The organism is Comamonas piscis (assembly GCF_014109725.1).
Lineage (GTDB): Bacteria > Pseudomonadota > Gammaproteobacteria > Burkholderiales > Burkholderiaceae_C > Comamonas > Comamonas piscis.
On the sequence record NZ_CP058554.1, the window covers coordinates 1,841,084 to 1,865,830 of the forward strand.

Genomic DNA, 24,747 nt, shown 5'->3' on the forward strand with positions numbered 1-24,747 from the left:
GTTTCCCCCATGCCGATACCCCACCCATCCATCCCTGTTCCCCGTGCCAGCCGGCAGTCCGGGCAGATCATGACCGAGTACGTGATCGTCGCGGGCGTGCTGGCGGCCGTTTTCTTTGCACCCATGCCGGGCGCAGACAAATCGCTTTTTCAACTGTTGATTGATGCCTTCCGCTCAGCCTGGGCTTCCTATTCCTACACGATCTCTTTGCCATGGTGACCCCAAACTCTCCCAAACCGAATCGTTTCTCGCGGCTGGCCAATGGCTCGCGCCGTGCTGCCCCACTGATTGCCGCCATCACCCTGGGTGTCGTCGCAGCAGGCCTGGGCTGGTACTACCTCAAGACCTCCGAGGCCGAAATCCAGGCCAATCTGGAATCCGAAGCCGAGCGCCTGCGCACCGATGTGGTGGTGCCGATCCAGAACATCCCCGCCGGTACCGCGCTGCTGCCCGAGATGGTGGCCAAGCGCAGCGTGCCCTCGGCCTATGTGCATGCCGATGTGCTGACCCCCGACATGATCGACGGCTTTCTGGGCCGCCAGCTCTCGGTGGATATCAGCGCCGGCAAGCCCTTGTTGGCCAACTTTTTTGTGACGCCGCGCAAGCTGTTCTCCGAAGAGCTCGAAGCCGGCGTGCGGGCGGTGACCATCCCGGTCGATGAGGTCAGCACCATCTCGGGCATGCTGCGTGCGGGCGACCACATTGACTTTCTGTTCATCGCCGACAAGGATGGCGGCACCCAGGCCGAAGATGCCATCGTCGTGCCGCTCCTGCAGGACGTGGTGGTGCGTGCCACTGGTCAGATCACTTCGGAACAGTTCTCCGAGTTGCGCAAGCGGCCCGACATCGCCAATACCGTCGATCCCTACCGCCAGCGCAGCTACACCACGGTGACCGTGGGCCTGCCACCGGTTGATGCGCAGCGCCTTATCCTGGCGCAGAAGCTCGGCAAGATTGTCGCGGCATTGCGCAATGCCGATGACCGCCAGACGCTCGACACGGGCACCAACGCCCAGCAGCTGGCCAGCTATATCAACAGCTTCCGTCCCCAGCAGCCGGTGGTGCGTGCAGCGCCCGGCCGTGCGCCGGCGATGGTCGAGTACATCGTCGGCGGCGGCGGGGTCAAAACCCAGCTGCAAACGCCGCTGGCAGCCTTGCTGGGCGCTGCTGCGGTGCCCGGCGCCACCGTGCCAACGCCCCAGGCGCCCGCCGTGGCCGGTACCTACTGATAACCGCTTCGCCCTGATTTATTCCCTGGCCTCGCTGCGCCATTCGCTCCAAAGATTTGCTAGACCATGAATTCCTCGATGATCTGTATGTCACGTCCCCGTCCGCCCCTTCAGACCTGGGGTGCGACGGCTTGCGTCGCGCTCGCCCTGGCCCTGCCCACGGCGCCGTTGTTGGCCGCGCAGCCATCCAGCGGCACCACGCAGCCGGCAGCCAATGGCGCACTGGGTGATTTGCTGCGCGCTGCGCAATCTGCCTCGCTGCAGGCGGAGGCCGAGCAGCGTGGCCAAGGCGGAGACGGTGGCGATTTCGCCCGCGACACCGAGGGCCAGACGGCACCTTTGACCTCGCCGGGCTTTCGTACCCTGCCCACCGTCAGCGTCAACACCCAGCCCGCCTCGGATGCATCCAGCATCGGAGGTGTGCAGCCCTTGGTGATCAAGCACCTGCCCGCATCGCTGTCGCTCTATGTCGGGCAGATGACCTTGATCGAGGTGCGCGATGTGGTGCGTGTGGCCGTCGGCAACGGCAAGATCATGGAAGCGCGCGTGGTGGACCAGAAGAGCCTGCTGCTGACGGCATTGGACGCCGGTGAAAGCACGATCCATGTCTGGCGCAAGGACGGCCAGGTCAGCAGCCTCAAGGCGCGCGTCAACGTGGTCGATCTGGACCGCATCGAAGGCGAGATCTCCATGCTGACCGCCGGCATCACCGGTGTGAGCATCTCCCGTGTCGGCGAGAAGATCATCCTCGACGGCTCCAACCTCGACCCCGCCGCAGTCACGCGGCTGCGCGAAATTGCACGCATGTATGGCCCGGCCGTGGTGTCCTTCGCCACTTCCGAGCGCCTGCGCGTGGACCGCATGATCGAGATGGATGTGCGCATTGTGGAGTTCTCCCGCTCGGCACTGGACGACCTGGGCATGAAGTGGGATACGACCGGTGGCGGGTTCAACTTTGGCCTGTTCTCCGATATCGCCTCCAACGGCGGCTACCGCATCCTGCCGGAGAACTCGCCCTTCTCGAACATGGACAGCGGCTACGGCCAGGGCTTTCTGGACCAGCGCCGGCGCAAGGCGCGCTACTACTTTGGCCTGAGCACGGCGCTGACCTCGGCCATCAACCTGCAGGTGCAGCGTGGCAATGCCATGCTGCTGGCATCGCCCAAGCTCACCACCCGCAGTGGCGGCGAAGCGCGCTTCCTCTCGGGCGGTGAAATCCCCTTGCCGGCCATGAGCGCGCTGGGTACCGGCTCGGTCAACTACAAGCCCTATGGCCTGCGACTGCATGTCAAGCCGATGGCCGATGGCGCCGGCAATATCTCCGGCTCGATTCTGGCCGAGGTCAGCAACATCGACCAGTCCATCTCGGTCGATGGCATCCCCGGGCTGCTGACGCGGCGCACCGAGAGCGAGTTCAATGTCGACGACGGCGACACCATCATCCTCTCGGGCCTCATCAGCCGCCAGTCCTCGCGCGCCACCGATGGCCTGCCGGGTCTGCGCAATGTGCCGGTGCTGGGCTGGGCCTTCAAGAACAACAACGACAGCGATAACCAGATCGAGACCGTGGTGTTCATCACCCCGCGTGTGGTGACCGCGCGCGATTCGCGCCCCCGCCTGGAGCGCACCCAGCAGATGGAGGAGCAGATCTCCAACGGCTTCACCGACCTGACCGAAGACCTCCACCGCAACTCCAAAAAGGTCGAGCCGCCGATGCCCGAGCGCGGTCTGGACCCCGATAGCTATTCGCACAACTGATGGCTGCGGCCGCTGATCCCGGAGAACACCGTGCATAAGTTACTAGTCAATTCGCCCCGCCAGAAGGCGCAGGAGTTCGAGCTCGGCGCTGAGACCTTCACCATCGGCAAATCTACCGACCGCTCCTTGCACCTCACCGGCTGGAACGTGGCACGCGACCATGCGGTGGTGATGCTGCATGACGGCGAGGTTTTCATCGAAGACCGGGGCAGCCTGTTCGGCACCTGGGTCAACAACGAGCGCGTGACGCGCTATGGCCCTTGCCGTGGGGGCGAGGAAGTGGTAGTCGGCGGGCATTCGATCATCGTGGTGCTCGATGACAAGCTGGGCGGGCAGCGCGAAGAGGCGCATGCCCCCGGCCAGACCGCCCAGCCCGCACTGGAGCACCAGCGCCCCACGCGCAAAGAGCCCCGGCCGGAAGACCCGATGCTGCAGTGGCGCCGCCTGCTGCACCGCCAGCTGCTGGAGCAGTTGGAAGCGCGCCGCATCGACACCATCAAGATGAAGGACGATGAGCTGCGCTCCAACGTGCGCGCGCTGATTGCCGAGATCATCCGCGACACCCCCAACCTGCCCGAGACCATTGACCGGGCCGAGCTGAGCCAGCAGCTGCTGGACGAGGCCATTGGCCTGGGCCCGCTGGAAGTGCTGCTGCAGGACGATTCGGTGACCGAAGTGATGGTCAACCGCTTTGATGAAATCTGGATCGAGCGGCGCGGCCGGCTGGAGCGCACCGATGTGTCCTTCACCAGCGACCTGGCCGTCAACGGCGCCATCGAGCGCATCGTGACGCCGCTAGGCCGGCGTATCGATGAGAGCTCGCCGATGGTGGATGCGCGTCTGAAAGACGGCTCGCGGGTGAACGCCATCATCCCGCCGCTGGCGATTCGTGGCCCCAGCATCACCATCCGTAAGTTTCCGAAGAAGCGCATGGGCGCCGAGGGCATGGTGCAGTACCAGTCGATCTCGCAGGCCATGGTCGATTTTCTGCAGCTGGCGGTGGAGAACAAGCTGAACATCGTGGTCTCGGGCGGTACCGGCACCGGCAAGACCACCTTGCTGAACATGATGTCCAACTTCATCCCCAACGACGAGCGTATCTTGACGGTGGAGGATGCCGCCGAGCTCTCGCTGAACCAGCCCAACCTGGTGTCGCTGGAAGCGCGCCCGGCCAACGTGGAAGGCAAGGGCGCCGTCTCCATCCGCGACCTAGTCAAGAACTCGCTGCGGATGCGTCCGGACCGCATCGTCGTCGGTGAGTGCCGAAGCGGCGAAGCACTGGACATGCTGCAGGCGATGAACACCGGCCACGATGGATCGCTCACCACCTTGCACGCCAACTCGCCCCGCGATGCCGCTGCGCGTATGGAGGTGTTGGTGACCATGGCGGGCATGAACATCCCCGTCACCGCCATCCGCGAGCAGATCGCCTCGGCCATCCACCTGATGGTGCAGCTCACCCGCTTTCCCTGCGGCAGTCGCAAGATCACCCAGATCACCGAAGTGCTCAATTGCACCGATGGCGTGATCCAGATGCAGGATATTTTCATGTTCCGCAAGACCGGGCTGGATGCCGAGTTCCGCACCCAGGGCCGGTTTGAGGCCACCGGCGTGATTCCCGACTTTGTTGCCAAGCTGGTGGAGCACGGCGTGCCGGTGAACATGGAGGAATTGTTCTTCCAAGGAGAGCCGGTATGAAGAACTGGCAGTTCCTCGGTTTTCTGCTGGCCGCTGCCGGCTTTGTGGTGCTCTCGGGTTGGCTGGTCTACAGCCGCATGGGCGCGTGGCGCGACAAGTCCAATGTCTACCTGCGTGGGCGCGGCCTCAGGATCCTGGGCATCTCGGAGTTCCATGCGCAAAAGGCGCTGACCCTGGCGACCGGCCATGTGGCCATGGTGGTCGTGGCCGGCATCATCACCTACCTGATTGCGCGCAACTGGTTGCTGGTGGTGGTGGTCTGCGGCGCCGTCTACTTTCTGCCAGCGCGCTATTTCGCCTGGCAGCGCAAGAAGCGGCGCGAGCGCATCGAGGCCGAGCTGCCCGATGCCTTGCTCTTCATTGCGAGCGCCTTGCGTGCTGGCAGTGCGCTGTCGGTGGCGCTGCAGATTCTGGTGCGCGACCAGAAAGGCCCGCTGGGCGATGAGTTCGCCATCGTGCTCAAGGAGCAGCGCATTGGCCTGTCCTTCGACGACGCGGTGCAGAACATGGCGCGGCGCATCCAAATTCCGGATTTCATGCTGGTGGTGGTGGCCTTGCGTGTCGCCAAGGAAGTGGGTGGCAACCTGTCCGAGCCGCTGCAGTTGCTGGCCGAAACCCTGCGCAAGAAGGCCATGCTCGAAGGGCGCATCAAGGCGCTCACCGCCCAGGGCCGTATCCAGGGCTTGGTGATGACCATGTTCCCGGTGGTGCTCGGCGGCATTCTGTACCTGATGCAGCCGACCATGCACCTGCTGTTTGTCACCCCCATCGGCTGGGGGGTGCTGGCCGTGATGATTGTGATGCTCACCCTGGGCTATATGTCCATCAAGAAAATTGTCGCCATCGACATCTGAGCCATGAAAAACGCCATTCTGCTTGCCGCCATCTTTCTGTCCGCTGTGATGGCGGCCATCATCTTGCTGTACTTTGTGGCCATCGTGCGCAAGGCCCGACCTTCGGTGCGCGAGCACATGGACCCACTGCCCTGGGGCATCCGGCTCATCTGGCCGGCGGTGAATGTGCTGCAGTTCCATGTCTCGGAGATCGCGCCCACCTCCAGCCTGCTGCGCTGGAAGCGCAAGCTCCAACTGGCGGGGCTGGAGTATGTGCTGAAGGCCGAGGAGATCATCGCCGTGCGGGTGATTGCGATGGGCGTGGTGGCCGCGGCCTTTACCGGCGCTGCGATGGCGCTGAAGATCGATGGACAGTGGGTGCGCCTGGCCTGTTTGACCGGTTTGCTGCTGGGCTGGATGCTGCCTGCCATCTGGGTCAACGACCGCAAAAAGCGCCGGGACAAGGAAGTGCTGCGCACCTTGCCCGGTTACCTGGACCTGATCACCCTGTGCTGCCAGGCGGGCCTGGGCTTGACGGCGGCGATCTCGCAAGCGGTGCAAAAAGGGCCGCGCGGTGCGATGCACGAAGAGCTGGAGCGCCTGCTGCGCGAGATGCGCACGGGCATGAGCCGCATGGATGCCTTCAACGCCATGGCCGAGCGCATGGACAACAAGCATGTGCGCGGCCTGGTCTCCAACCTGACCCAGGCCGAATCGCTGGGTGCCAGCGTCACCGATACCCTGGTCGCCATCTCCGAGCAGCGCCGTACCGAGCGCTTCCAGCACGCCGAAAAGCTGGCGATGGAAGCGCCCGTGAAGATGCTTGGCCCGCTGGTGATCTTTATCTTTCCGGTCACCTTCATGGTGATCTTTTTTCCACTCGCGGTGCAGATGTACCAAACCTTGAAATGACGCCGCCAGGTATGCCCGCACTCAAAGTCCAGGTCGCCCGGCGCTTTTCCGAGCGCGCCTTTGGGCTGATCTTTCGCCCACCACCGGCCAGCGGCGAGGCGCTGGCGTTCGATCGCTGCGCGGCCGTGCACACCTGTTTCATGCGCTATGCGATCGATGTGGTGTTTGTCGACGCGCAGCAGCAGGTGCTGCGTATCAGCGCCGGCCTGGCGCCTTGGCGCATGGCCTGGTGCCGGGGCGCACAACGGGTGCTGGAGCTGCGCAGCGGCGAGGCAGCGCGCCTGGGGCTGGCACCGGGCCAGCGGCTGCAACTATGTTGAAAGGGCTTGAAATGCGCATGAAAAAACCAAGCGGTGCTCAGCAGCGCGGCGTGTCGATGACGGAGACCTTGATCGCGTTGCCGGTGGTGCTGGTGTTCACGCTGTCGCTGGTCCAGTTTGCGCTGATCTACCGCGCCCGGCTGACCTTGCAGTACGCCGCCAATGAGGCGGCGCGCGTGGGCTCGCTCAACAATGCCTTGCCGCTGCCCTATGACCTGCGCATTCCGATGGCCAAGAAGGGCATGCTGGCTGATGTCAGCCTGGGCAATGTCAAATCTGCGCTGACCAAGGGCAGCGTCTGGCAAGGCTTTGTGCGGGGCATGATGCCGCTCTATGTATCGGATTCCAGTGTCTCGGGCCTGCTCAAGGGCTGGATCAATACCAACACCGACCTGATCCAGGGCAGCTGTATCGAGTACGTCAACCCCACGCAGAACACCTTTCTGGACTGGGCGATGGTGGAGAACTACGGAGAATCGCGCGGCATTGTGCGCATCCCCAACGACAGCCTGCGCTACCGCAAGCCGCTGCCCTATGAGCGTGATGCCCGTACCGGCGCAACCGACACCTACAACGGCGACACGCCGAACCTGGAAGACACGCGGCTGCGCGGTGCCGTCTCCAACAAGACCTTGGGCGAGACCAATATCCTGCACCTGCGGGTGCACTATGGCTACAAGCTCAGTGTGCCGATTGCCGGGCCGATCATCATCAAGGCCATGCAGGGCTACCGCTATGTCTCCAAGCACATCGGCTCGGTGCTGACCACCGGCGACGATGTGCTCAGCGCCGATGCCACTGGCGTCTCGGCCATCGATGCCTTCTTCCTGTCGAACGACCGCTTCCCGCTGACGCAGGAGGCCTCGGTGGGCATGCAGTCCTCGCTGTACTGGCATCCTTTCTATGCCTTTGGGCCGGCCCGCGATACCTCGGATCTCAATGCCAGCTTCAAATGGGAAGTCGCCGATGGCAACAGCGGCCTGGGCGACTACGCCACCCTGGTGCCCGACCTGGTCGGCAATATCCGCAATGGCGCGCAGTGGGTGACGGCCCATGTCGGCAATGCCGCCCTTGATGGCCTCAAGGACGTAGTGGGCCTGCGCAATGCCTTCTGCCCTGCGATCTGGACCAATCCGATGGGGGTCGAGAATGTTCCCAATCCATTCGATGCGGCGCCTTGAGACGCCACTGGCCGCAGCGGCCGCGCTGCTGCTGTCCGCCGCGCTGAGTGCCGCCCCGGCGGGGGCGCAAACGGTGTGCAAGGACGAAGGCGTTGAATACCTCCTCGGCGGTGCGGCTGCCGCTGGACCCGGCTGCAAGGCCGCTGTTGCGCCGCCAGCACGCCGCACGCTGCGTACAGCCGCTTCCGCTCCAGCCCCAACGCAGACCCCTTCGCAAAGTTCGCGCCCGCGTGAGCGCGCTGATTTTGGCCAGGACGAGCGCCGCCTGATCCTGGAGACCGAGCTGAAAAAGGCCCAGCAGGTGCTGCAGGGCTTTTCGCAGGCATTGGGTGGATCAGCGGGCAGCGCGGCACCGGCAGACAAGACCCGTGCGCTGGCCGATGTGCGCGCGCTGACTGCCGAGCTGGCACGGCTGCCGCAAGCGGTACGTTGACGGCCTAGTCAGGGTTCTCCAGCGACTGCACCAGCTCGGCCTCATGGGGGTAGCCGGAGGCCTTGGCCCGCTTGGCCCAGTACAGTGCGCTGGCGCTGTCATGCTCGTAGATGCCGATCTGGGCCAGGTTGAACTGCGCAGAGGCATGGCCAAGATCTGCCGCCAGGATCAGCCAGTCACGGGCCTGGGCATCGTCGTTTTCCACCGACCGCAGGTGCTGGTAGACATTGAAGGCTGCGCGTTTGTCACCCCCTTGCGCCAGGTGCTTTTGGCGCAGCAGTTCCGCTTCGGACATGCGGGGGATGCCGGCGCTGTTGGCGCCCGGCTCGTAATGGATGCCGGTGGGCGGAGCCGGCAAGGGCACATAGGGGATTTGCTTGCAGCCAGTGCTGGCCAGCACGGCCAACAAGGCAAGGGGGAGGGCGATGGGCGTTATGCGCATCGCCCCATTGTGGCATTGCGCAGCTGGGCGCAGCGTGCAGGGGTCAGCGCACAAAGGTGGAGGGCTGCAGATCCGGTGTCGTGGCCTTGCGCCGCTCCAGCCAAAAAGCCTCGTTCTTGGTCAGCATCTGGAAGTCCTGTGCATCCTGCAGCTTTTGCGCGGCATCCATCGGCCAGTTCGGGTTGTAGATCAGCTCCCGCGCCAGGGCGACGAGGTCCGCATGGCCATTGCGCAAAATCGCTTCGGCCTGCTGCGCATGCACGATCAGGCCCACGGCCATCGTGCGGGCGCCGGTGGCAGCCTTGATGGCCGAGGCCAGTTCCACCTGGTAGCCATAGGTCGCAGACTGGCCGCCGCGCAATGGCGAGCCGGCAATGCCGCCCGACGAGCAGTCGATCACATCCACCCCCAGCGGCAGCAGGCGCTGGACCAGCGCGATGCTGTCTTCCAGCGTCCAGCCGCCGGGCACGCCATCGCTGCAGGACAGGCGCACGAACAGTGGCAGGCCCGCCGGCCACACGGCGCGCACCGCTTCGACGACGGTCAGCAGAAGCCGGCAGCGGTTGTCAAAGCTGCCGCCCCAGGCATCGCCGCGTTGGTTGGCCAGCGGCGACAAAAAGCTGTGCAGCAGATAGCCATGGCCGGCATGCAGCTCCAGCACCTGGTAGCCCGCCTGCGCGGCACGGCGGGCGGCAGCGGCAAAGGCCTCCACCACCTGCTGTATGTCTTGCAGCGACATCGGCAGGGGCGTGTCCAGGCCCTTGCCCGCCGGGATGGCGCTGGGGCCTATCGGCATCCAGGCCTCCCAGTCGGCAATGTCCGCCTGGTAGGGCAAAGCGCCCCGGCCCTGCGCAGGGGTCAGTTGCCGGGCCTTGCGGCCGGCATGCATCAGCTGGATGCCTGGCGTGGTGCCGCAGTCGCGCATCAGCTGCACGATGCGCTGCAAGGGCGCCACCATATCGTCGTGCCACAGCCCTATATCGCCCAGGGTGCCGCAGCCACGCCGCTCCACCCCCGTGCCTTCCTGGAACACCAGGCCGCTGCCGCCTGCGGCCAGGCGCCCCAGGTGCATCAAATGCCAGTCCTGTACCTGGCCGTGGCGGCCCTGGTACTGCCACATGGGGGCGGCGACGATGCGGTTTTTAAGCACCACATCGCGCAGTTGCAAGGGGCTGAAGAGATGGGTCTGGGCCATGGTGCTGCGGCCTACTTCTTGACCAGCGGGCAGGCCGACTCGGACAGCGGCAAAAACGCCTTGTCCGCTGGCACCGTGCTGATGACCTTGTAGTAGTCCCAAGGCGCCTTGGACTCCTGCGGTGACTTGACCTGGAACAGGTACATGTCGTGCACCATCATGCCGTCTTCGCGCAGGCGCCCGTTCTTGGTGAACACATCGTTGATCGGCATCTCGCGCATCTTGGCCATCACCGCTTTGGCATCGGTGCTGCCAGCGGCTTCGACGGCTTTCAGGTAGTGCTTGACGGAGGAGTAGGCGCCCATCTGGCTCATATTGGGCATGGCATTGACCTTGGCGAAGTACTTCTTCGAGAAGGCGCGTGTCTCGTCATTCATGTCCCAATAAAAGGCCTCGGACAGCAGCATTCCCTGCGCGGTGCGCAGGCCCACCGAATGCACATCGTTGATGTACATCAGCAGCGAGGCGAGCTTTTGCTTGCTCTCGGGGGTGATGCCGAATTCGCGTGCGGCCTTGATCGAGTTCACCAGGTCATTGCCAAAGTTGGCCAGGCCAATCACATCGGCCTTGCTGGCCTGGGCCTGCACCACGGCCGACGAAAAATCCGAGCCATTGAGCGGGTGGCGGGTCTCGCCAATCACCTTGCCGCCGACAGTGGCTATGGCCTGGGTGGTGGCCTTGACGATGTCATAGCCGCCCGAGTAATCGGCGGTCAGAAAGTACCACTGCTTGCCGATCTTCTCGGCCGCCGCCTTGCCCACGGTGTTGGCCAGCGCATACGAGTTGTAGGCCCAGTGCGCCACGGTGGGGCCGCACATGTCGCCGGTGATGCGGTCGCTGGCCGGGCCGCTCATCACCAGCACCTTGCCTTTTTCCTTGGCAATGTTCAGCACCGCCAGCGCAGCGGCCGAGCCGCCCACGTCCTGGATCGCGTCCACGCCGTTGTCGTACCATTCGCGCGCCTTGGCTGCGGCCGAATCGGCCTTGCTCTGGTGGTCAAAGGTCAAGAGCTCGACTTTGCGGCCCAGCACCTGACCGCCTGCCTCGTCCAGCGCCATCTGGGCGGCGGTGATGCTGCCCTTGCCGGTGATGGCCGAGTAGACGCCTGACTGGTCGACGATCAGGCCGATGCGCACCGGCGGGCCCGATTGCGCCATGGCGCCCAGCGACAGGCAGAGCAGCGCTGCCGCCAGGCCCAGGGGTTGGAGGTGGGCGCGCAGCGCGGGGATCTGAGAAATACGCATGGTTTTGTCTCCTGTTCAGCTTGTGGTCAGTACCTGGGATTCGCGGATCATCTGTTGCCAGCGCAGGCGCTCGGCCTGCAGAAATTTCTCGTAGGCCTCGGGGCCTTGGGCGGTGACGGAGACGCCTTGTTTTTCGAGCAGGTTCTTCAACTCGGGCGCCTGCAGCTGGGCCACGGTGACCTTGCCCAGGCGATCGACCACCTGGGCGTTGGTCTTGCGCGGCACAAAAAAGCCGTTCCAGATCGGCGCGGCAAAGCCGGGGTAGCCCAACTCGGCCACCGTGGGGACTTCGGGCCAGGAGGCCATGCGCTGCGCGCTCAAGGTGGCCAGCACGCGCAGCTTGCCCGACTGCACCTGGGGCCGTGTAAAGAGCGCCGTCATCATGCCCATGTCCACCCGCTGCTGCAAAAGATCCGGCAGGGCCGGTGCCTCGCCCTTGTAGGGCGCATGGATCATCTGCGCGCCGCTCAGCTTGCCCAGGTATTCCATCGCCACATGCAGCGGGCCCAGCGGCCCCGTGGACATATAGCGCAGCTTGTCTGGTGTCTTCTTGGCATCGGCCAGCAGCTCGCCCAGGGTTTGGTAGGGGCTGTCTTGCGCCACCACCAGCACATAGTCCACATTGCAGATCGAGGCCACTGCCGCAAAGTCGCGCTGCGGCCGGTAGGCCAGGTCGGGCATCGTGTGCTCGAGCACGATATTGGTGCCGACGCCGCCCATCAGGATGTTGTAGCCATCGGGTTCGGCATGCGCCACCTGGGTCGCGCCAATGGCCCCTGCCGCACCCACTTTGTTGTCGACCACCACCGGCTGGCCCAGGCCCGGCTCCAGCGCTTTGGCCAGCAGGCGGCCGAGCACATCGGTGGCGCCGCCTGCCGCAAAGGGCACGACCAGCCGCACCGGGCGTGATGGGTAGGGGTTCTGCGCCCAGGCCTGGTGGCCGGCCAGCAGGCTGGCTGCGCCCCAGGCGGTGCTGCGTGCCAGCCACCGTCGCCTGCCGGGATTGACCGGCGCTTGTTCCAGGGAAAGCTTGTTGTTCATGGCATTGTCTCCGTTTCCTTTTTTGTGGTGTGCCGTGTCCTAAGCGAGATGAGAGAGGCGCTACAACCGGGTGGCGCTGATCGTCAGCCCTCCATCGATATGCAAGGTCTGGCCGGTGATGTAGCCGGCCAGGGGATGCAGCAAAAAGTCGATCGCATGGGCGATCTCCACCGGCTCGGACACCCTTTGCAGCGGCACGGCGGCGAGCAGCGCTTCGGTCTGTGGCGCTCCGGGGGGGCTGGCGGTCTTGAACAGCTCGGTGGCCACGGGGCCGGGGGCGATCACATTGACCGTAATCTGGTCAGTCGCCAACTCCAGCGCCCAGGTGCGGCTCATGCCGATAACGGCAGCCTTGGTGGCGCTGTAGGCGGTGCGGTTGGGCTTGCCCAGCGCGGCGCGCGAGGAGATATTGACGACCCGGCCGGCCCTTGCCTGGCGCATGCCCGGCAGCAGCGCCTGCATGCACACCAAGCAGGCATTCACGTTGAGCGCCATGGCCTCGTTCATATCGGCCACGCTGGTGTGGGCCAGGTCGGTGGTGTGGGCCAGTGCGGCGTTGTTGACCAGGCCGTAGAAGGGGGCCTGCGCGGCCAGGTCGCTGACCAGCGCCCGCGTGCCTTCGAGGTCCATCAGATCGCAGGCAATGAACTGTTCATCAGGCTGCGCATCGCCAGGGATGCTGCGGGCCAGGCCAATGGTCTGGTAGCCCTTGTCGGCCAGGTAGCGCATGGTGGCGCGGCCAATGCCCCGGCTGGCGCCGGTGACCAATACGCGGGGTTTGCGGGAGCTGTCTGTCATGCCAGGCCTTTCAAAATTTGCCGACCGATGATGGTCTTTTGCACTTCGGTCGCCCCTTCGTAGATGCGCATGGGGCGGACTTCGCGGTAGAGGCGCTCGACCACGCTGCCGCAGGTGATGCCCATGCCGCCCCAGAGCTGCACCGCCGCATCGACCACCTGGAAGGCGGCCTCGGTGCCCTGCATCTTGGCCATGGCCGCCTCGGTGCTGATACGACGCTGGCGCACATCGCGGCACCAGGCGGCCTTGTGCACCAGCAGGCGCGCGGCCTCCAATTGCGTCGCCATGTCGGCCAGCTTGTGCTGCACGGTCTGCATCTCGGCCATGGCCTGGCCATAGAGCTGGCGCTGGCTGACCCGCACCAGGGTCTCGTCCAGCGCACGCTGGCCCATGCCCAGCGCGGCGGCACCGACGGAGCTGCGGAAGATATCGAGCACGCCCATCGCCACCTTGAAGCCCTCGCCGGGCTGGCCCAGCAGGCGGTTGGCGGGCACCTTGCACTGCTCAAAATGGATCTCCGCCAGCGGGTGGGGCGCGATGATGTCGATGGCGCGGTGGATGCGCAGGCCCGGGGTATCCGCATCGACCAGCAAGGCCGACAGGCCACTGGCGCCCTTGGCCTCTTCGGTCCGAGCGATGACGACGTAGAAGTCGGCCATGCCGCCGTTGGAGATATAGGATTTCGCCCCTTCGAGCAGGTAGTGGTCGCCCTGCAGCACGGCACGCGTCTTGGTAGCGGCCACGTCCGATCCGCCATCGGGCTCGGTCAGCGCAAAGGCCGCTACCTTGCGGCCCTCGCTGCAGGCCTGCACATAGGGCGCCACCAGGCGTGGATCGCCTTTTTGCCACAGCGCGGCGCTGCCAATGCCCTGCATGCTGAAGACAAAATCCGCCAGCGGCGCGTAGTAGCCCAGGCATTCGCGCACCAGGCAGATGGCGCGAAGGTCCAGCGCTGGCGCCATGCCATCGGCCATCGCTGGCGCTGCATATTCCAGCAGGCCATGCTGGGCCAAGCTCTGCAGCCAGTGGCGGCATTCGGCCTGCAAATCCTGCGGCGTCTCATCAGCCAGAAGCGCGCGGTTGTCGCTGATCCAGCGGTTGAGCCGGGCGATAACTTCGTCATGCTGCTCGTCAAAAAAAGGCGTCTCGGCCAGTTTCCATTGCTGCTTCATGCGGTGGCCTCCTGCGCGAGCAGGCGCTGGGCCAAGTCGCGCAGCTCATTGCGTTTGACCTTCTTGCCATTGGGCCCCATGGTGTAGGGGAAGGTGTCTACCCGGAAGATGCGGATGGGCACCTTGTAGCGCGCAATCTGCTGCTGCAGCTGGGCCTTGATGGCCTCTTCGTCCCAAGGTCCACTGGCGCTGTCGCTGGGCTCCAGCACAAAGGCCACGGGCCGCGAACCGCCCGAGGCATTGACGGCGACCACCTGGCAGGCGCTGGCGCCGCTGAGGGCGATGACCGACTCTTCTATCTCCGCCGGGTTGACCAGAAATCCCCCTATGCGCAGCACATCGCCCAGGCGCGAGATATGGGTAAAGCCACCGTCGCCATTGAGGTAGCCCAGATCGCCGGAGCGCAGATAGCCGTCTTCGGTAAAGGCCTGCTGCGTGGTCTGCGCATCGTGCAGGTACTGCTGCATCAAGGTGGGGCTGTAGAACTCCAGCTCGCCGGGCTCTTGTGCCTCGGCGAGGGCCCCGGTCTCTAGATCACGCACGCGCACCCGCGCCTGTGGGCAGACCGGAAAGCCACCCGATTGCGCGCGGCGGGGCAGGGGAGCGGCCGGGTCCTGGTGGGCGAACAGCGCAAAGGTCTCGCTCATGCCAAAGCAGCCGACCATCGGTATGCCGAACTGGCCGGCGCGGGCCGGCAGTGCATCGAGCCCGGGCACAAAGTTGGCATGGCCAAAGAAGCGCAGCGCCTGTGGCTGCCAGCCGGCGGGCAGGTCGGCGATGAGCTTGTCCACCATGTCATTGGTGCCAAACATGTGGGTGATGGGCTCCTGCTGCAGGCAGGCTGCGGCGCGCGCGGTATCGAACACCTCATGCAGCACCAGGCAGGCGCCTGCGGCCAAGGTGGCCATCGCTGCGGTGTAGCCAAAGGCCCCGCACAGCGGCAAGGCCAGCAGGCTGCGGCAGCTCGCGTCGATGCCAAAGCCGGGTGCCACATCCTGCGCATGCTGGGCCACGCTGGACTGGCGGTGCACGATGAGCTTGGGCTGGCTGGTGGTGCCGGACGAAGACAGGATGATGCAGGTCTGATCGCCCTGGCAGGCGCTGGGGTGCTGGGGTGTTGCGGGCGCTGCCATCAGCGTTTGCCAGGGCTGGATCTGCAGCGCCGTGCCAGCGACTTGCATCGGCGCGGCTGCCGAGCTGGTATGGCCCAGGCTGGCATCGATCAGGCACTGCAGGCTGCCGCCTTGCTGCGCCAGGATCTGCTCCAGACTGTTGCCGGGCAGCAGGCTGGCTGCGCTGGCGGCAGCGCCATTCATAACGGCAAGCGCATTGGCGGTGGCGCGGTCAAAGGCCAGTGCCTTGCAGCCGGAGCGGTCGATAAAGCTGCTGATCTCCTTGACGCCGAGCTTGAGGTTGAGGCTCAAAGTGGTAACGCCCAGCTCGGCGCAGGCCAAGTGCAGCAGCAGCCAGTGGGGGGTGTTGGGCAGCCACAGGCCCAGCACATCGCCAGCGACCAGGCCTTGCTGGCGCAGGCCGGAAGCGCATTGCTGCACCTGGCTGCGCAGCTGCGCATAGCTGTGGGTGCGGCCGCCAAACTGCAGCGCGGGCGCGTCATCAGCGCCCAGCGCCAACAGGCTGCGCACATCGTTGGCCCGCGCGCCGCTAGGCGCGCTGGCCATGGGTTGGAGTGTCATAGGGTGGCCTTCAGACGGTGGCGACGGGGGTCACGGGTGAGCCCACGGCACCGGGCAGGCGCAGCGCCGGCGCGGTGAGCATAAAGCGGTAGCGGCCATGGGCCTCCAGCCACTGCGCCAGCGGGTGCAGGTACCAGAGTTCGCCAAACGGCATGCCGAGCTTGAACAGGCAGAGCTCATGCAGCGGCAGAAAGGCGCAGCTGCCGTCCACTGGCCGGCCGGGCACCGATTCGATGCCGTAGTTGTCAGCCACCAAGGTGGTGATGTGGCTGTCGATGATCCATTGCTGGAGCTCGGGGCAGCGCCCATCGAGCACCGCGCCAACGGTCTCCGGCATGTCGGACTTAGGTGGGCCATCGCAGGCCAGCAGCAGTTCGCTGAAGCCGGTGTACAGCGCCACGATGTCGCCCTGGGTGACCTCGATGCCATCGGCCTTTAGCACCTCCTTGAACATCTTGCCGGACACCAAGGTGTGGCCGTCGCCAAAGTGGCGGCGCAGGTTGACCAGCACGCCCCGGCCCTGGATGGCCTGCTCGGCCAGGCGCTCCACGCCCAGTGCCTTGGCGCGGGACTGGCCGCCCATATCGGGCAGGTCATCCGGGGCCAGGATGTCGATGCCGGCCTGGAAGCCGTTGTAGTAGACCAGCTCGTCCACACCATCGCCATTGATGTCGAAGTGGCTGCCCACGTGCGACAGCGCATCCCATTGCGTCGAGTACTGCAGGTAGATCTCGGCATAGTCGTCGCTGACCACATCGGTGTAGAGCGGGTTCTCGCGCGAGAGCGCAAAGTTCAAGCCCGGGCCCAGCGGCCGGCGCGACGGCTTGATGATGGGTGGGTGGCGGCGCGGGTTGAGCGCATTGCCGCCGGGTTTGTCCAGCGGCAGGCTCAGGCAGAAGCGCTCACCGGTCTGTATCTCCAGCGCCGCTTCCTTCACCTTGTCCGCTGTCAAATAGTTCAGGCGGCCGAGCTGGTCATCGGGGCCAAAGTCACCCCAGTTTGATTGCGCGGGGCGCTGGGTCCAACGGGGCGAGCCAGAGCTGCCGACAACAGGGGACAGGTGCGGGGCATGTACAGGGCGGTAGGCGTTCATAGGGTATTCCAGATAACGGGGGAGACAGGCCCCGACAGCAATCTGCATTAGCTTGTGCGGGCCTTGCGGGGTGACGAGCAACTATGAAACGGGAAGCGCTGGGATGGCAAAAGCTGGCAGCACGGATGTTCACGATATGAACTCAGGTTTTCCCGGGGCGCAAAGCCCTGCGCGCTTGGTTGGGGTGCTGCGGCTGCTGACCCGCCACCATGTACAAGGCCTGTCGATTGCCGATCTGACGGCGCTGTCGGGGCTGGACCGCTCCACCGCGCGGCGGCTGCTGATGGTGCTGGCGCAATCGGGTTATGCAGCCAAGGATGCCGAATCAGGCCGCTACCGGCTGGGGGTGGAGGCCATGCTGACGGGGCTGGCCGCGATGGCCAAGCCGCCGATCTTTGAGGTTTGCCACCCGGTGATGGTGAAGGTGGCGCGGCGCACGGGGGATACCGTGTTTCTGATCATCCGCGTGGGCGACTTTGCCCACTGCCTGCATGTGCAGCCGGGCAGCACGGTGCTGCATGCCCACAGCCTGATGACCGGCCAGATCCGCCTGCTGGGCCAGGGCACGGCCAGCCTGGCACTGGCAGCCAGCCTGCGCGATGCCGAGCTGGAGCAGATCTACCAGCGCCGCCGGCTGGACTACGAGGCCGCCGGCATCAGCCAGGAGCGGCTGATGGACATGGTGCGCCAGACGCGCAAACGCGGCCATTCGCTCAGCGTCAACCTGCTCACCTCGGGCGCCACTGGCGTGGGGCTGGCGATCGAGTTCCAGACCACCCATAGCGCGCACATCGCTGCCATCAGTGTGGCCAACCATGATGCGCAGATGGGTGCCGCGCACCAGGCCCAGGCGCTGCAGGTGCTGCGCGACGAGTTGGCGCAGGCTGGCATTGCACAGGTGGGGGGCGGCTGAAAGTCAGTGCCGCGCTTTGGCACTGTGCTTGGATGCTGGCTTGGATTCTGGCTTGGATGCGGAGGCTGCAAACCGCTGCAGCTCTTCATGGCTGAGGATGAACTCGGGGTTGTCCACCAGGCGCTGCACGGCTAGGTCGATAAAGGCGCGTGCCCGTGCCGGCTGGGAGCTTCTGCTGCCAAAGTACACAAAGTAGTGGATGTACTCGGGCGTGTGCTCGACCAGCAGCGGCACCAAGCGCCCATCGCGGATATAAGGCGCGGCGGTGACGCCCGCCAGTTGGCCCAGCACCTTGCCTGCCAGCACGGCATCGAGCTCAAAGGCTTCGTCATTGCTGCACAGCGCGGGCACCACGGGCAGGTCCACGATCTGCTCGCCCACCAGTAGATGCCAGGGCATGACCTTGCCGCTGGCGGGGTGGCGAAAGGCACTGCAACGATGCGCGGCCAGGGCGTTGAGTGAGGAAGGCGCGCCGTGGCGCTGCAAGTAGGCTGGGGATGCGCAGACCACCATCTGCAGCGCAAACAGCTTGCGCGCAATCACCCCCTCGTGCGGCGATGCACCCAGCCGGAAACCGACATCCACGCGGTCTTCCACCCAGTTGCCGACCCGGTCCTCCAGCAGCACATCGGGCTGGATGCCGGGATGCAGATCACAAAACTCTTCGACCAGGCGCCACAGGATGCCGCCAAACGTGCTGCGCGGCCCTGCGATGCGCAAGGGGCCTTGGAAGTCGTCCTTGCCTTGGCGGGCATTGTCCAGCGCGCGTTGCATGCCTTGGACCGATGGTTGCACTTCGTCGAGCAAACGCTGGCCGGCATCGGTCAGCGACATGACCCGGGTGGTGCGGTGGAACAGGCGAGCGTCGAGATGCGCTTCAAGTTGCGCCAGCGCCTTGCTGGCCGCCTGGGGGCTGATGCCCAGGTCCATCGCGGCTTTGCGCAAGCTGCCCAGCTCGGCCGCCTTGATGAAGGTGGTGATGGATCGCAGTTCGTTGAGGGCCATGCTGTGCTTCCTTTGCTACGTATTGTCATCAATTTGATGCCAATAAATCAACCTATTCACCACTATTCAGTATCAACGCGCTTGCTTAAAGTGGACTTCATCGCGCGCTGGGACCCACAGCGCTGCCCCGCATCACCGGAGTTACGCACTATGAAATCCTTGCTTTGCCTCGCATTGGCCGGCGCCGCCACCAGCGCCGGGGCGCAGCCACAAAGCGGCAACCCGCGCATGGCGGTGGTAGAGGTTCAAACCGCTGCCAGCCAGCCCGCTGCCACGGGGGCCGCAGACCGTTTTAGCGGTGCCGCGCGCATCACCACCCCCTTCAGCGCGCCAACGCCTGGCCGCGCTGGCGGTGGCACCGTCGCCTTTGAAGCCGCTGCACGCACGGCCTGGCACACCCATCCGCTGGGCCAGACGCTGATCGTCGCGCAGGGCGTCGGCCTGGTGCAGCAGCAGGGGCAGCCGGCGCGTGTGATGCGCGTGGGCGATGTCGTCAGCATTCCGGCCCAGGTGCGCCATTGGCACGGTGCAGGGCCGGGCGGGGCCATGGTGCATGTGGCCATCGCTGAGAAGCAGGACGGCCAATCGGTCACCTGGCAGGAGCTGGTCAGCGATGGCGACTACCAGGCAGCCTGGCAAGCCGCGGGCCTGCAGCAGGCCGCTGCGACGCAGCCGCCCACACGCCACTACCCCGGCGCAGACACGCTCAATGCCAAGCAACAGGCGATTCCCTTGATAGCGGCATTTGCCGCCAGTAGCGATATGGCGCAGCTCGATGCCGCCCTGCGCCAGGGCCTGGATGCGGGGCTGAGCATCAGCGAGAGCCAGGAAGTGCTGGTGCAGCTGTATGCCTATGTGGGCTTTCCCAAAAGCCTGAATGCGCTCACGCAGTTGATGAAAGTGCTGGAGGCGCGCCAGCAGCAAGGCATCCAGGATGCAGCCGGCGCAGCGCCCAGCGCTGCCGTGGCAACCGGTGAGGACCTGGTAGCGGTTGGGCGCAGAAACCAGACGGAAATCTCCGGCGGGCCGGTACAAGCGCCGGTGATGGCGTTTGCACCGGTCATCAACCAGTTTTTGCAGGCGCATTTGTTTGGCGACATTTTTGAGCGCGACAACCTCGATTGGCAAAGCCGCGAACTGGCCACCGTGGGCGCATTGGCTGCCACCGTTGGCGCCGAGGCCCAGTTGCGATCGCACATGCTCGCCAGCATGCGGGTGGGGCTGCGTGCCTCGCAGTTGCAGGAGCTCATCCAGCTGTTGGCGGCCAGCGGCCAGACCGCGAGCGCCGAGCGGGCGCAGGTCGCCCTAAGCCAAGCGCTGGCAACGAAAGGAAAACCATGAACATCTCCCAACTCTTGTGTACGACGGCGCTGGTCACCGGATGCGCCACGCAATCTGGTCCGGCTACGGCGCCATTGCAGATCCAGTCCCAAGGCAGCTTTGCCGTGGGCGGTGTGGTGCAGCAGACTCCCGGGCGCTATGACAACAACCAGCCCACTGCCGCAGGACAGAGTTTCCATGGTGACCATCTGTATGCCTTCTACCAGGTGCCGGTGCAGCCCAAGCCACTGCCGATCGTCATGCTGCACGGGGCGTTCCAGTCATCGCGCAGTTGGGAGAGCACACCCGATGGGCGTGAGGGCTTCCAGACCTTGTTTTTGCGGCGCGGATTCTCGGTGTACCTGGTCGACCAGCCGCGCCGGGGCCGGGCGGGTAACAGCACGGTGGCCACGGCGGTGGAACCCACACCGAATGACCAGCTGTTCTTTGACCAGTTTCGCATTGGCCAATGGCCCAAGCGATTTGACAACGTGCAGTTTGACCCGGCGCCAGACACCTTGAACCAGTTTTTGCGCTCGATCACGCCCAACACCGGCCCCTATGACGCCGGCGTGATTGCCGATGCCATGTCGGCGCTGTTCTCCAAGGTAGGGCCCGGTATTTTGTTCACGCATTCGCAAGGGGGCGGCCCCGGTTGGCTGACCGCCATTCGCAACCCGAACGTGAAGGGCATCGTGGCTTTTGAGCCGGGCAGCGGTTTTATCTTTGCGCAGCAGGATGCCCCCGAGCCCATGCCCAGCGCCGCAGGCACCTTGGCGCCGGAGATTGTGCCGCTGGTCGATTTTTTGAAGCTGACCCGTATTCCCATCGTCATCTATTACGGGGACAACTTTCCGACCACACCCACGGCTGAGCGGGGGCAGGACAACTGGCGGGTCCGGCTGGCCATGGCCCAGCGCTGGGTGGCTGCCATCAACCAGCATGGCGGCAATGCGCAACTGGTGCATTTGCCCGAGATCGGTGTGCATGGCAACACGCACTTTCTGATGTCGGACCTCAACAACCGCGAGATTGCGGACCTGGTGGGGCAGTTCCTCACGGCGCAGCAACTTGACTGACATGCGCCAAGCATCCCATTCATCACCTGGAAGCCATTTTTGACATGACCCACCTGACCCGACGTGCGCTGATGAAACATTCCGCGCTTACCTTGTCCCTCACTACTCTCGGAATTTCCACGATGACCACTACTGCTACCGCTGCCGACGCCACCAAGAACCCTTTCACTCTGGTCTACGCTGGCGCAATCACCAAGAACGAACCGGGCAAGGTCAACATCCACCCGGTGGGCTACAAGCTCAATGGCCTGGATATCGTTGCCAACATCTACACCCCCGCCAATTACGACCCCCAGCAGCAGTACCCTGCGGTGGTGGTTGCGCACCCCAACGGGGGAGTCAAGGAACAGGTGGCCGGCCTTTACGCCCAACTTTTGGCTGAGCAAGGCTTTATCACCATCACCGCCGATGCGGCCTACCAAGGCGGCAGCGCTGGCCTGCCGCGCAGCACGGACAAGCCCCAGTTCCGCGTGGAAGATATCCATGGCATGGCGGATTTCATCAGCCGCTTTGCCGGTGTGGACGCCAGCCGCCTCGGCCTGCTGGGTATCTGCGCGGGCGGTGGTTATTCGCTGACGGCGGCCAAGACGGACAAACGCTTCAAGTCGGTAGCGACCATCAGCATGTTCAACTCCGGGCGTGTGCGCCGCGATGGGCTGGCAGGCTCGCAAGTGGCCACGATCCAGCAGCGCCTGAAGCAAGCCACCGATGCGCGCATTCAAGAAGTGGCGGGCGGCGAGGTCTTGTATGCCGGCGATGCCGACCTGAGCGACGCGCAGATTGCAGCGCTACCGTTTGCGCTGTACCGCCAGGGCTATGAATACTACTGGCGCACCCATGCACACCCTGGCTCCACTTTCAAGTACACGATGAGCAGCCTGATGGATTTGATGCGCTGGGATGCCACCGACCAGATCAGCCTGATCGACCAGCCCTTGCTGATGATTGCGGGCAGTGCGGCCGATACCTTGTACATGACCGAGGACGCCTTTGCCAAGGCCACCGGTGCCAAGAACAAGGAGCTGTTCAAAATCGACGGTGCCACCCACATCGAGACCTATTGGGTGCCCAAGTATGTCGATGCCGCCATGGGCAAGCTGACGCCGTTCTATACCAAGACGCTGTAATGGCCGCCAGCAATCGGTCTACGCGGCGGGCACTGTTGGGCACGCTGGCCAGCTTGCCGGTGGTGGCCGCTGCGGCTGAGAAGCCGCCCACCGCCGGTGGCACTGGCGGACGGGTGCTGGTCGTGTACTTTTCACGCACCGGAAACACCCGTGTCATCGCTGGCCTGATCCAGCGCAGCCTGAAAGCGCAGTTGGCCGAGATAGTGCCGGCCACGCCGTACCCCGAGGACTACCTGGAGACGGTGGAGCAGGCCCGGCAGGAGCGCGATGCGGGCCGGACCAGGCCAATGGCTCGCCGTATCGACGTGGCGGCCTTTGACACGGTGTACCTGGGCTTTCCGATGTGGGGCGAGACGGTGCCTCCCGTCGTGCGCGCTTTTCTGGCATCGCAAAACTGGCAAGGCAAGACCCTGGTGCCCTTCCAAACCCATGGCGGCTACGGCTTGGGCAATAGCCAGGAGGTGCTGCGCGGCTACCTGACAAAGGGCCAACTGCAGCCGGGCTTTGTGATGGAGGCCGACCAGGAGCGGCGCACGATGACCCAGGTGGGGGATTGGCTGAAGGACAGGCGCAGCGGGAGCTAAATGTAGGACGACAGCGCAGAACGCCGAATGTGTCGTATTTCTGCGGAACCTGGGTAGCAGCCTTGGCTCCAAGTGCCTTTTGAGCACTTTACTAGCGGAGCCCTGACCCATGACGACTGAAGAAATTCGTGCCACTTTGACCCTGTGCCTGCTTGCCTCGTTCGCCGATGGCGAGAAGCACGAGCGTGAGCGCGAGCAGATCCGCCAAGTGGCCGAGGGCCTGGCGGCCGACCAGCAGATCAACCTGCCCCATCTCTACCAGGATGTGCTGCTGCGCCGCGTGCAGCTGAGCGATGTGCTGGCCCAGCTGCAGACGACGGAGTCGCGCCAGCTCGCCTATGAGATGGCGCTCTGCGTCTGCGAAGCCGATGGCAGCACGAGCCCCAAGGAAGCGGAATTTTTGGCGCAGCTGCGCGAGGCATTTGGTTCGGCAGCGCAGGCGGCAACAGCCTCTGCGCCGGCTACTGCGGTGGCACCTGCTGCGGCTGCCGCTGCGGGTCTGGCTGCTGCAGCCACCTTGGCCACGCCACCCGCGCAGGCGCTGGCTGGCAACCTGGTCGATGCGCCCTTGAATGCCGCCTTGCCCGAAGCGCCATTGGCGCTGACCGAGCCAGCGCCCCATCCGGCAGCGGCTGACCCGCTGGTGCCAGCGCAGACCGAGCGGCGCCCATCGACCCTGTCGGTGGAGGCCATGGACCAGAAGATTCTCAAGTCCTCGATCCTCAACGGTGCCATCGAGTTGCTGCCCGAGAACCTCTCCACCCTGGCTATCATTCCGCTGCAGATGCGCCTGGTCTACCAGATTGGGCAGAACTATGGCTACGAGCTGGACAAGGGCCATATCAAGGACCTGCTGGGTGCCCTGGGTGTCGGTTTGACCTCGCAATACCTGGAGCAGGCGGGGCGCAAACTGCTCGGCGGTCTACTGGGCAAGGCCGGCAAGGGCTTGCTGGGTGGCCTGGGCAAGCAGGCCGTCAGCAGCGGCATGAGCTTTGCGTCCACCTACGCGCTGGGCCATGTTGCCAACCAGTACTACGCGGGCGGTCGCCAACTGTCCACCGAGATGCTGAAAAATGCCTATCAGCATGTGATGCAGGATGGTCGCCAGCTCCAGTCGCGCTACCAGCCGCAGATGCAGGAAACTGCGCGCGGCTTGAATACGGCCAAGATCCTGTCGATGGTGCGCGGCGGTCAGTAAATGCATATCTAAATGTAACTAGTCCTGTAGGAGAAAAACTGGGATTTATGCAGGACGATACCCTCAGTATTGTCAGAATATATGGATTGTAGAATCTGATTTTTGTGACTGAGATATACCCAACCCGCCGTCATCGGCGGGTTTTTTTGTCTGAGTTCGTCGCACTGAAATGTCTTACAGAAATCAGCACTTATCCCAAATTTCTCCTCTGAGATAGGGCTGGCAGCGACCGGAAATTTCGGTTCGCATTATGAGGTTGTGGCGGAGATTTTGCTGCTTTTCACAGGGAGTGGGACAGAAGCGCGGAGTTGGCTTTGCTTTATTGACCGGAACTAGTGGTGTTTATATGTTCTTTCAATAAATTAATTTACGGTTTACCAAAGATTCAAAGTACGGTTGCCTTTGTGAATGCTTGTGTTTGTATGAGTAATCAGCGGCACCCGTCCTCGCGCGTCAGTTGGTATGGCCTGAGTTGATC

The 24,747-nt window shown here is 64.4% G+C and carries 24 protein-coding genes; 15 read left to right on the top strand and 9 right to left on the bottom strand.

Annotated elements, in window-relative coordinates:
* The first annotated feature begins 9 nt into the window (after positions 1–9).
* The 9 genes from HS961_RS08260 (at position 10) to HS961_RS08300 (ending at position 8,364) form a co-directional block, all read left to right on the top strand.
* Positions 10–219, top strand: coding sequence for a hypothetical protein (locus HS961_RS08260; RefSeq protein ID WP_182327238.1), 210 nt, complete (start codon positions 10–12; stop codon positions 217–219).
* A complete protein-coding gene (cpaB, locus tag HS961_RS08265; protein ID WP_182327239.1) occupies positions 213–1,229 on the top strand; it encodes a Flp pilus assembly protein CpaB in 1,017 nt (338 codons plus the stop codon). Before HS961_RS08260 ends, cpaB begins: the two co-directional genes overlap by 7 nt.
* Before the next feature lie 87 nt (positions 1,230–1,316).
* A complete protein-coding gene (locus HS961_RS08270; RefSeq protein ID WP_182327240.1) occupies positions 1,317–2,987 on the top strand; it encodes a type II and III secretion system protein family protein in 1,671 nt (556 codons plus the stop codon).
* A gap of 30 nt (positions 2,988–3,017) precedes the next feature.
* A complete protein-coding gene (locus HS961_RS08275; protein WP_182327241.1) occupies positions 3,018–4,685 on the top strand; it encodes an ATPase, T2SS/T4P/T4SS family in 1,668 nt (555 codons plus the stop codon).
* Positions 4,682–5,539 (top strand): type II secretion system F family protein, encoded by an 858-nt coding sequence (locus tag HS961_RS08280; RefSeq protein ID WP_182327242.1) that lies wholly within the window; start codon positions 4,682–4,684, stop codon positions 5,537–5,539. Before HS961_RS08275 ends, HS961_RS08280 begins: the two co-directional genes overlap by 4 nt.
* 3 nt (positions 5,540–5,542) lie before the next feature.
* Positions 5,543–6,430: a type II secretion system F family protein gene (locus HS961_RS08285; protein WP_182327243.1), complete on the top strand. Its 888-nt coding sequence runs from the start codon at positions 5,543–5,545 to the stop codon at positions 6,428–6,430.
* Between the two features lie 11 nt (positions 6,431–6,441).
* On the top strand, positions 6,442–6,750 hold the full coding sequence (locus HS961_RS08290; RefSeq protein WP_182327244.1) for a DUF192 domain-containing protein: 309 nt from the start codon (positions 6,442–6,444) through the stop codon (positions 6,748–6,750).
* Positions 6,751–6,767: 17 nt separating this feature from the next.
* Positions 6,768–7,931, top strand: a complete 1,164-nt coding sequence (locus tag HS961_RS08295) for a TadE family protein (protein ID WP_238347835.1) — start codon at positions 6,768–6,770, stop codon at positions 7,929–7,931.
* Complete coding sequence (locus HS961_RS08300; RefSeq protein ID WP_182327246.1) at positions 7,918–8,364, top strand: hypothetical protein; 447 nt, start codon at positions 7,918–7,920, stop codon at positions 8,362–8,364. The genes HS961_RS08295 and HS961_RS08300 overlap by 14 nt, the downstream gene beginning before the upstream one ends.
* A gap of 4 nt (positions 8,365–8,368) precedes the next feature.
* On the opposite strand, the gene HS961_RS08305 is transcribed toward HS961_RS08300, so the two are convergent.
* The 8 genes from HS961_RS08305 to HS961_RS08340 are packed head-to-tail and all read right to left on the bottom strand — an operon-like array spanning position 8,369 to position 17,043.
* On the bottom strand, positions 8,369–8,806 hold the full coding sequence (locus tag HS961_RS08305) for a sel1 repeat family protein (RefSeq protein ID WP_182327247.1): 438 nt from the start codon (positions 8,804–8,806) through the stop codon (positions 8,369–8,371).
* Positions 8,807–8,849: 43 nt separating this feature from the next.
* Positions 8,850–10,001: an NADH:flavin oxidoreductase/NADH oxidase gene (locus tag HS961_RS08310; RefSeq protein ID WP_182327248.1), complete on the bottom strand. Its 1,152-nt coding sequence runs from the start codon at positions 9,999–10,001 to the stop codon at positions 8,850–8,852.
* Between the two features lie 11 nt (positions 10,002–10,012).
* Entirely contained in the window at positions 10,013–11,245 is a 1,233-nt protein-coding gene (locus HS961_RS08315; protein WP_182327249.1) for an ABC transporter substrate-binding protein, read from the bottom strand.
* Positions 11,246–11,260: 15 nt separating this feature from the next.
* Positions 11,261–12,286 carry a Bug family tripartite tricarboxylate transporter substrate binding protein gene (locus HS961_RS08320; protein ID WP_182327250.1) on the bottom strand — a complete coding sequence of 342 codons (1,026 nt, stop codon included), beginning with the start codon at positions 12,284–12,286 and terminating at the stop codon, positions 11,261–11,263.
* A gap of 60 nt (positions 12,287–12,346) precedes the next feature.
* Positions 12,347–13,084: an SDR family oxidoreductase gene (locus tag HS961_RS08325; protein ID WP_182327251.1), complete on the bottom strand. Its 738-nt coding sequence runs from the start codon at positions 13,082–13,084 to the stop codon at positions 12,347–12,349.
* Positions 13,081–14,256 carry an acyl-CoA dehydrogenase family protein gene (locus HS961_RS08330; protein WP_182327252.1) on the bottom strand — a complete coding sequence of 392 codons (1,176 nt, stop codon included), beginning with the start codon at positions 14,254–14,256 and terminating at the stop codon, positions 13,081–13,083. Before HS961_RS08330 ends, HS961_RS08325 begins: the two co-directional genes overlap by 4 nt.
* Positions 14,253–15,950 carry an AMP-binding protein gene (locus tag HS961_RS08335; protein ID WP_182327253.1) on the bottom strand — a complete coding sequence of 566 codons (1,698 nt, stop codon included), beginning with the start codon at positions 15,948–15,950 and terminating at the stop codon, positions 14,253–14,255. Before HS961_RS08335 ends, HS961_RS08330 begins: the two co-directional genes overlap by 4 nt.
* A 10-nt stretch (positions 15,951–15,960) precedes the next feature.
* Positions 15,961–17,043 carry a cyclase family protein gene (locus tag HS961_RS08340; protein ID WP_182327254.1) on the bottom strand — a complete coding sequence of 361 codons (1,083 nt, stop codon included), beginning with the start codon at positions 17,041–17,043 and terminating at the stop codon, positions 15,961–15,963.
* Between the two features lie 136 nt (positions 17,044–17,179).
* Between HS961_RS08340 and HS961_RS08345 the strand changes: the two genes are divergently transcribed.
* Positions 17,180–17,956 (top strand): IclR family transcriptional regulator, encoded by a 777-nt coding sequence (locus HS961_RS08345; RefSeq protein WP_182327255.1) that lies wholly within the window; start codon positions 17,180–17,182, stop codon positions 17,954–17,956.
* Between the two features lie 3 nt (positions 17,957–17,959).
* On the opposite strand, the gene HS961_RS08350 is transcribed toward HS961_RS08345, so the two are convergent.
* Positions 17,960–18,961 carry a LysR family transcriptional regulator gene (locus tag HS961_RS08350; RefSeq protein ID WP_182327256.1) on the bottom strand — a complete coding sequence of 334 codons (1,002 nt, stop codon included), beginning with the start codon at positions 18,959–18,961 and terminating at the stop codon, positions 17,960–17,962.
* A gap of 150 nt (positions 18,962–19,111) precedes the next feature.
* On the opposite strand from HS961_RS08350, the gene HS961_RS08355 reads away from it, so the two are divergent.
* From HS961_RS08355 to HS961_RS08375, 5 genes are all read left to right on the top strand, one after another.
* The gene (locus tag HS961_RS08355; protein ID WP_182327257.1) at positions 19,112–20,302 is read left to right on the top strand and encodes a cupin domain-containing carboxymuconolactone decarboxylase family protein; all 1,191 of its coding nucleotides are present in this window, start codon (positions 19,112–19,114) and stop codon (positions 20,300–20,302) included.
* The gene (locus tag HS961_RS08360; protein ID WP_182327258.1) at positions 20,299–21,360 is read left to right on the top strand and encodes an alpha/beta hydrolase; all 1,062 of its coding nucleotides are present in this window, start codon (positions 20,299–20,301) and stop codon (positions 21,358–21,360) included. Before HS961_RS08355 ends, HS961_RS08360 begins: the two co-directional genes overlap by 4 nt.
* Positions 21,361–21,482: 122 nt before the next feature.
* On the top strand, positions 21,483–22,487 hold the full coding sequence (locus tag HS961_RS08365) for an alpha/beta hydrolase (protein ID WP_238347836.1): 1,005 nt from the start codon (positions 21,483–21,485) through the stop codon (positions 22,485–22,487).
* Positions 22,487–23,071, top strand: a complete 585-nt coding sequence (locus HS961_RS08370; protein WP_182327260.1) for a flavodoxin — start codon at positions 22,487–22,489, stop codon at positions 23,069–23,071. The genes HS961_RS08365 and HS961_RS08370 overlap by 1 nt, the downstream gene beginning before the upstream one ends.
* A 109-nt stretch (positions 23,072–23,180) precedes the next feature.
* On the top strand, positions 23,181–24,269 hold the full coding sequence (locus tag HS961_RS08375) for a YcjF family protein (RefSeq protein ID WP_182327261.1): 1,089 nt from the start codon (positions 23,181–23,183) through the stop codon (positions 24,267–24,269).
* Positions 24,270–24,747 lie beyond the last annotated feature (478 nt).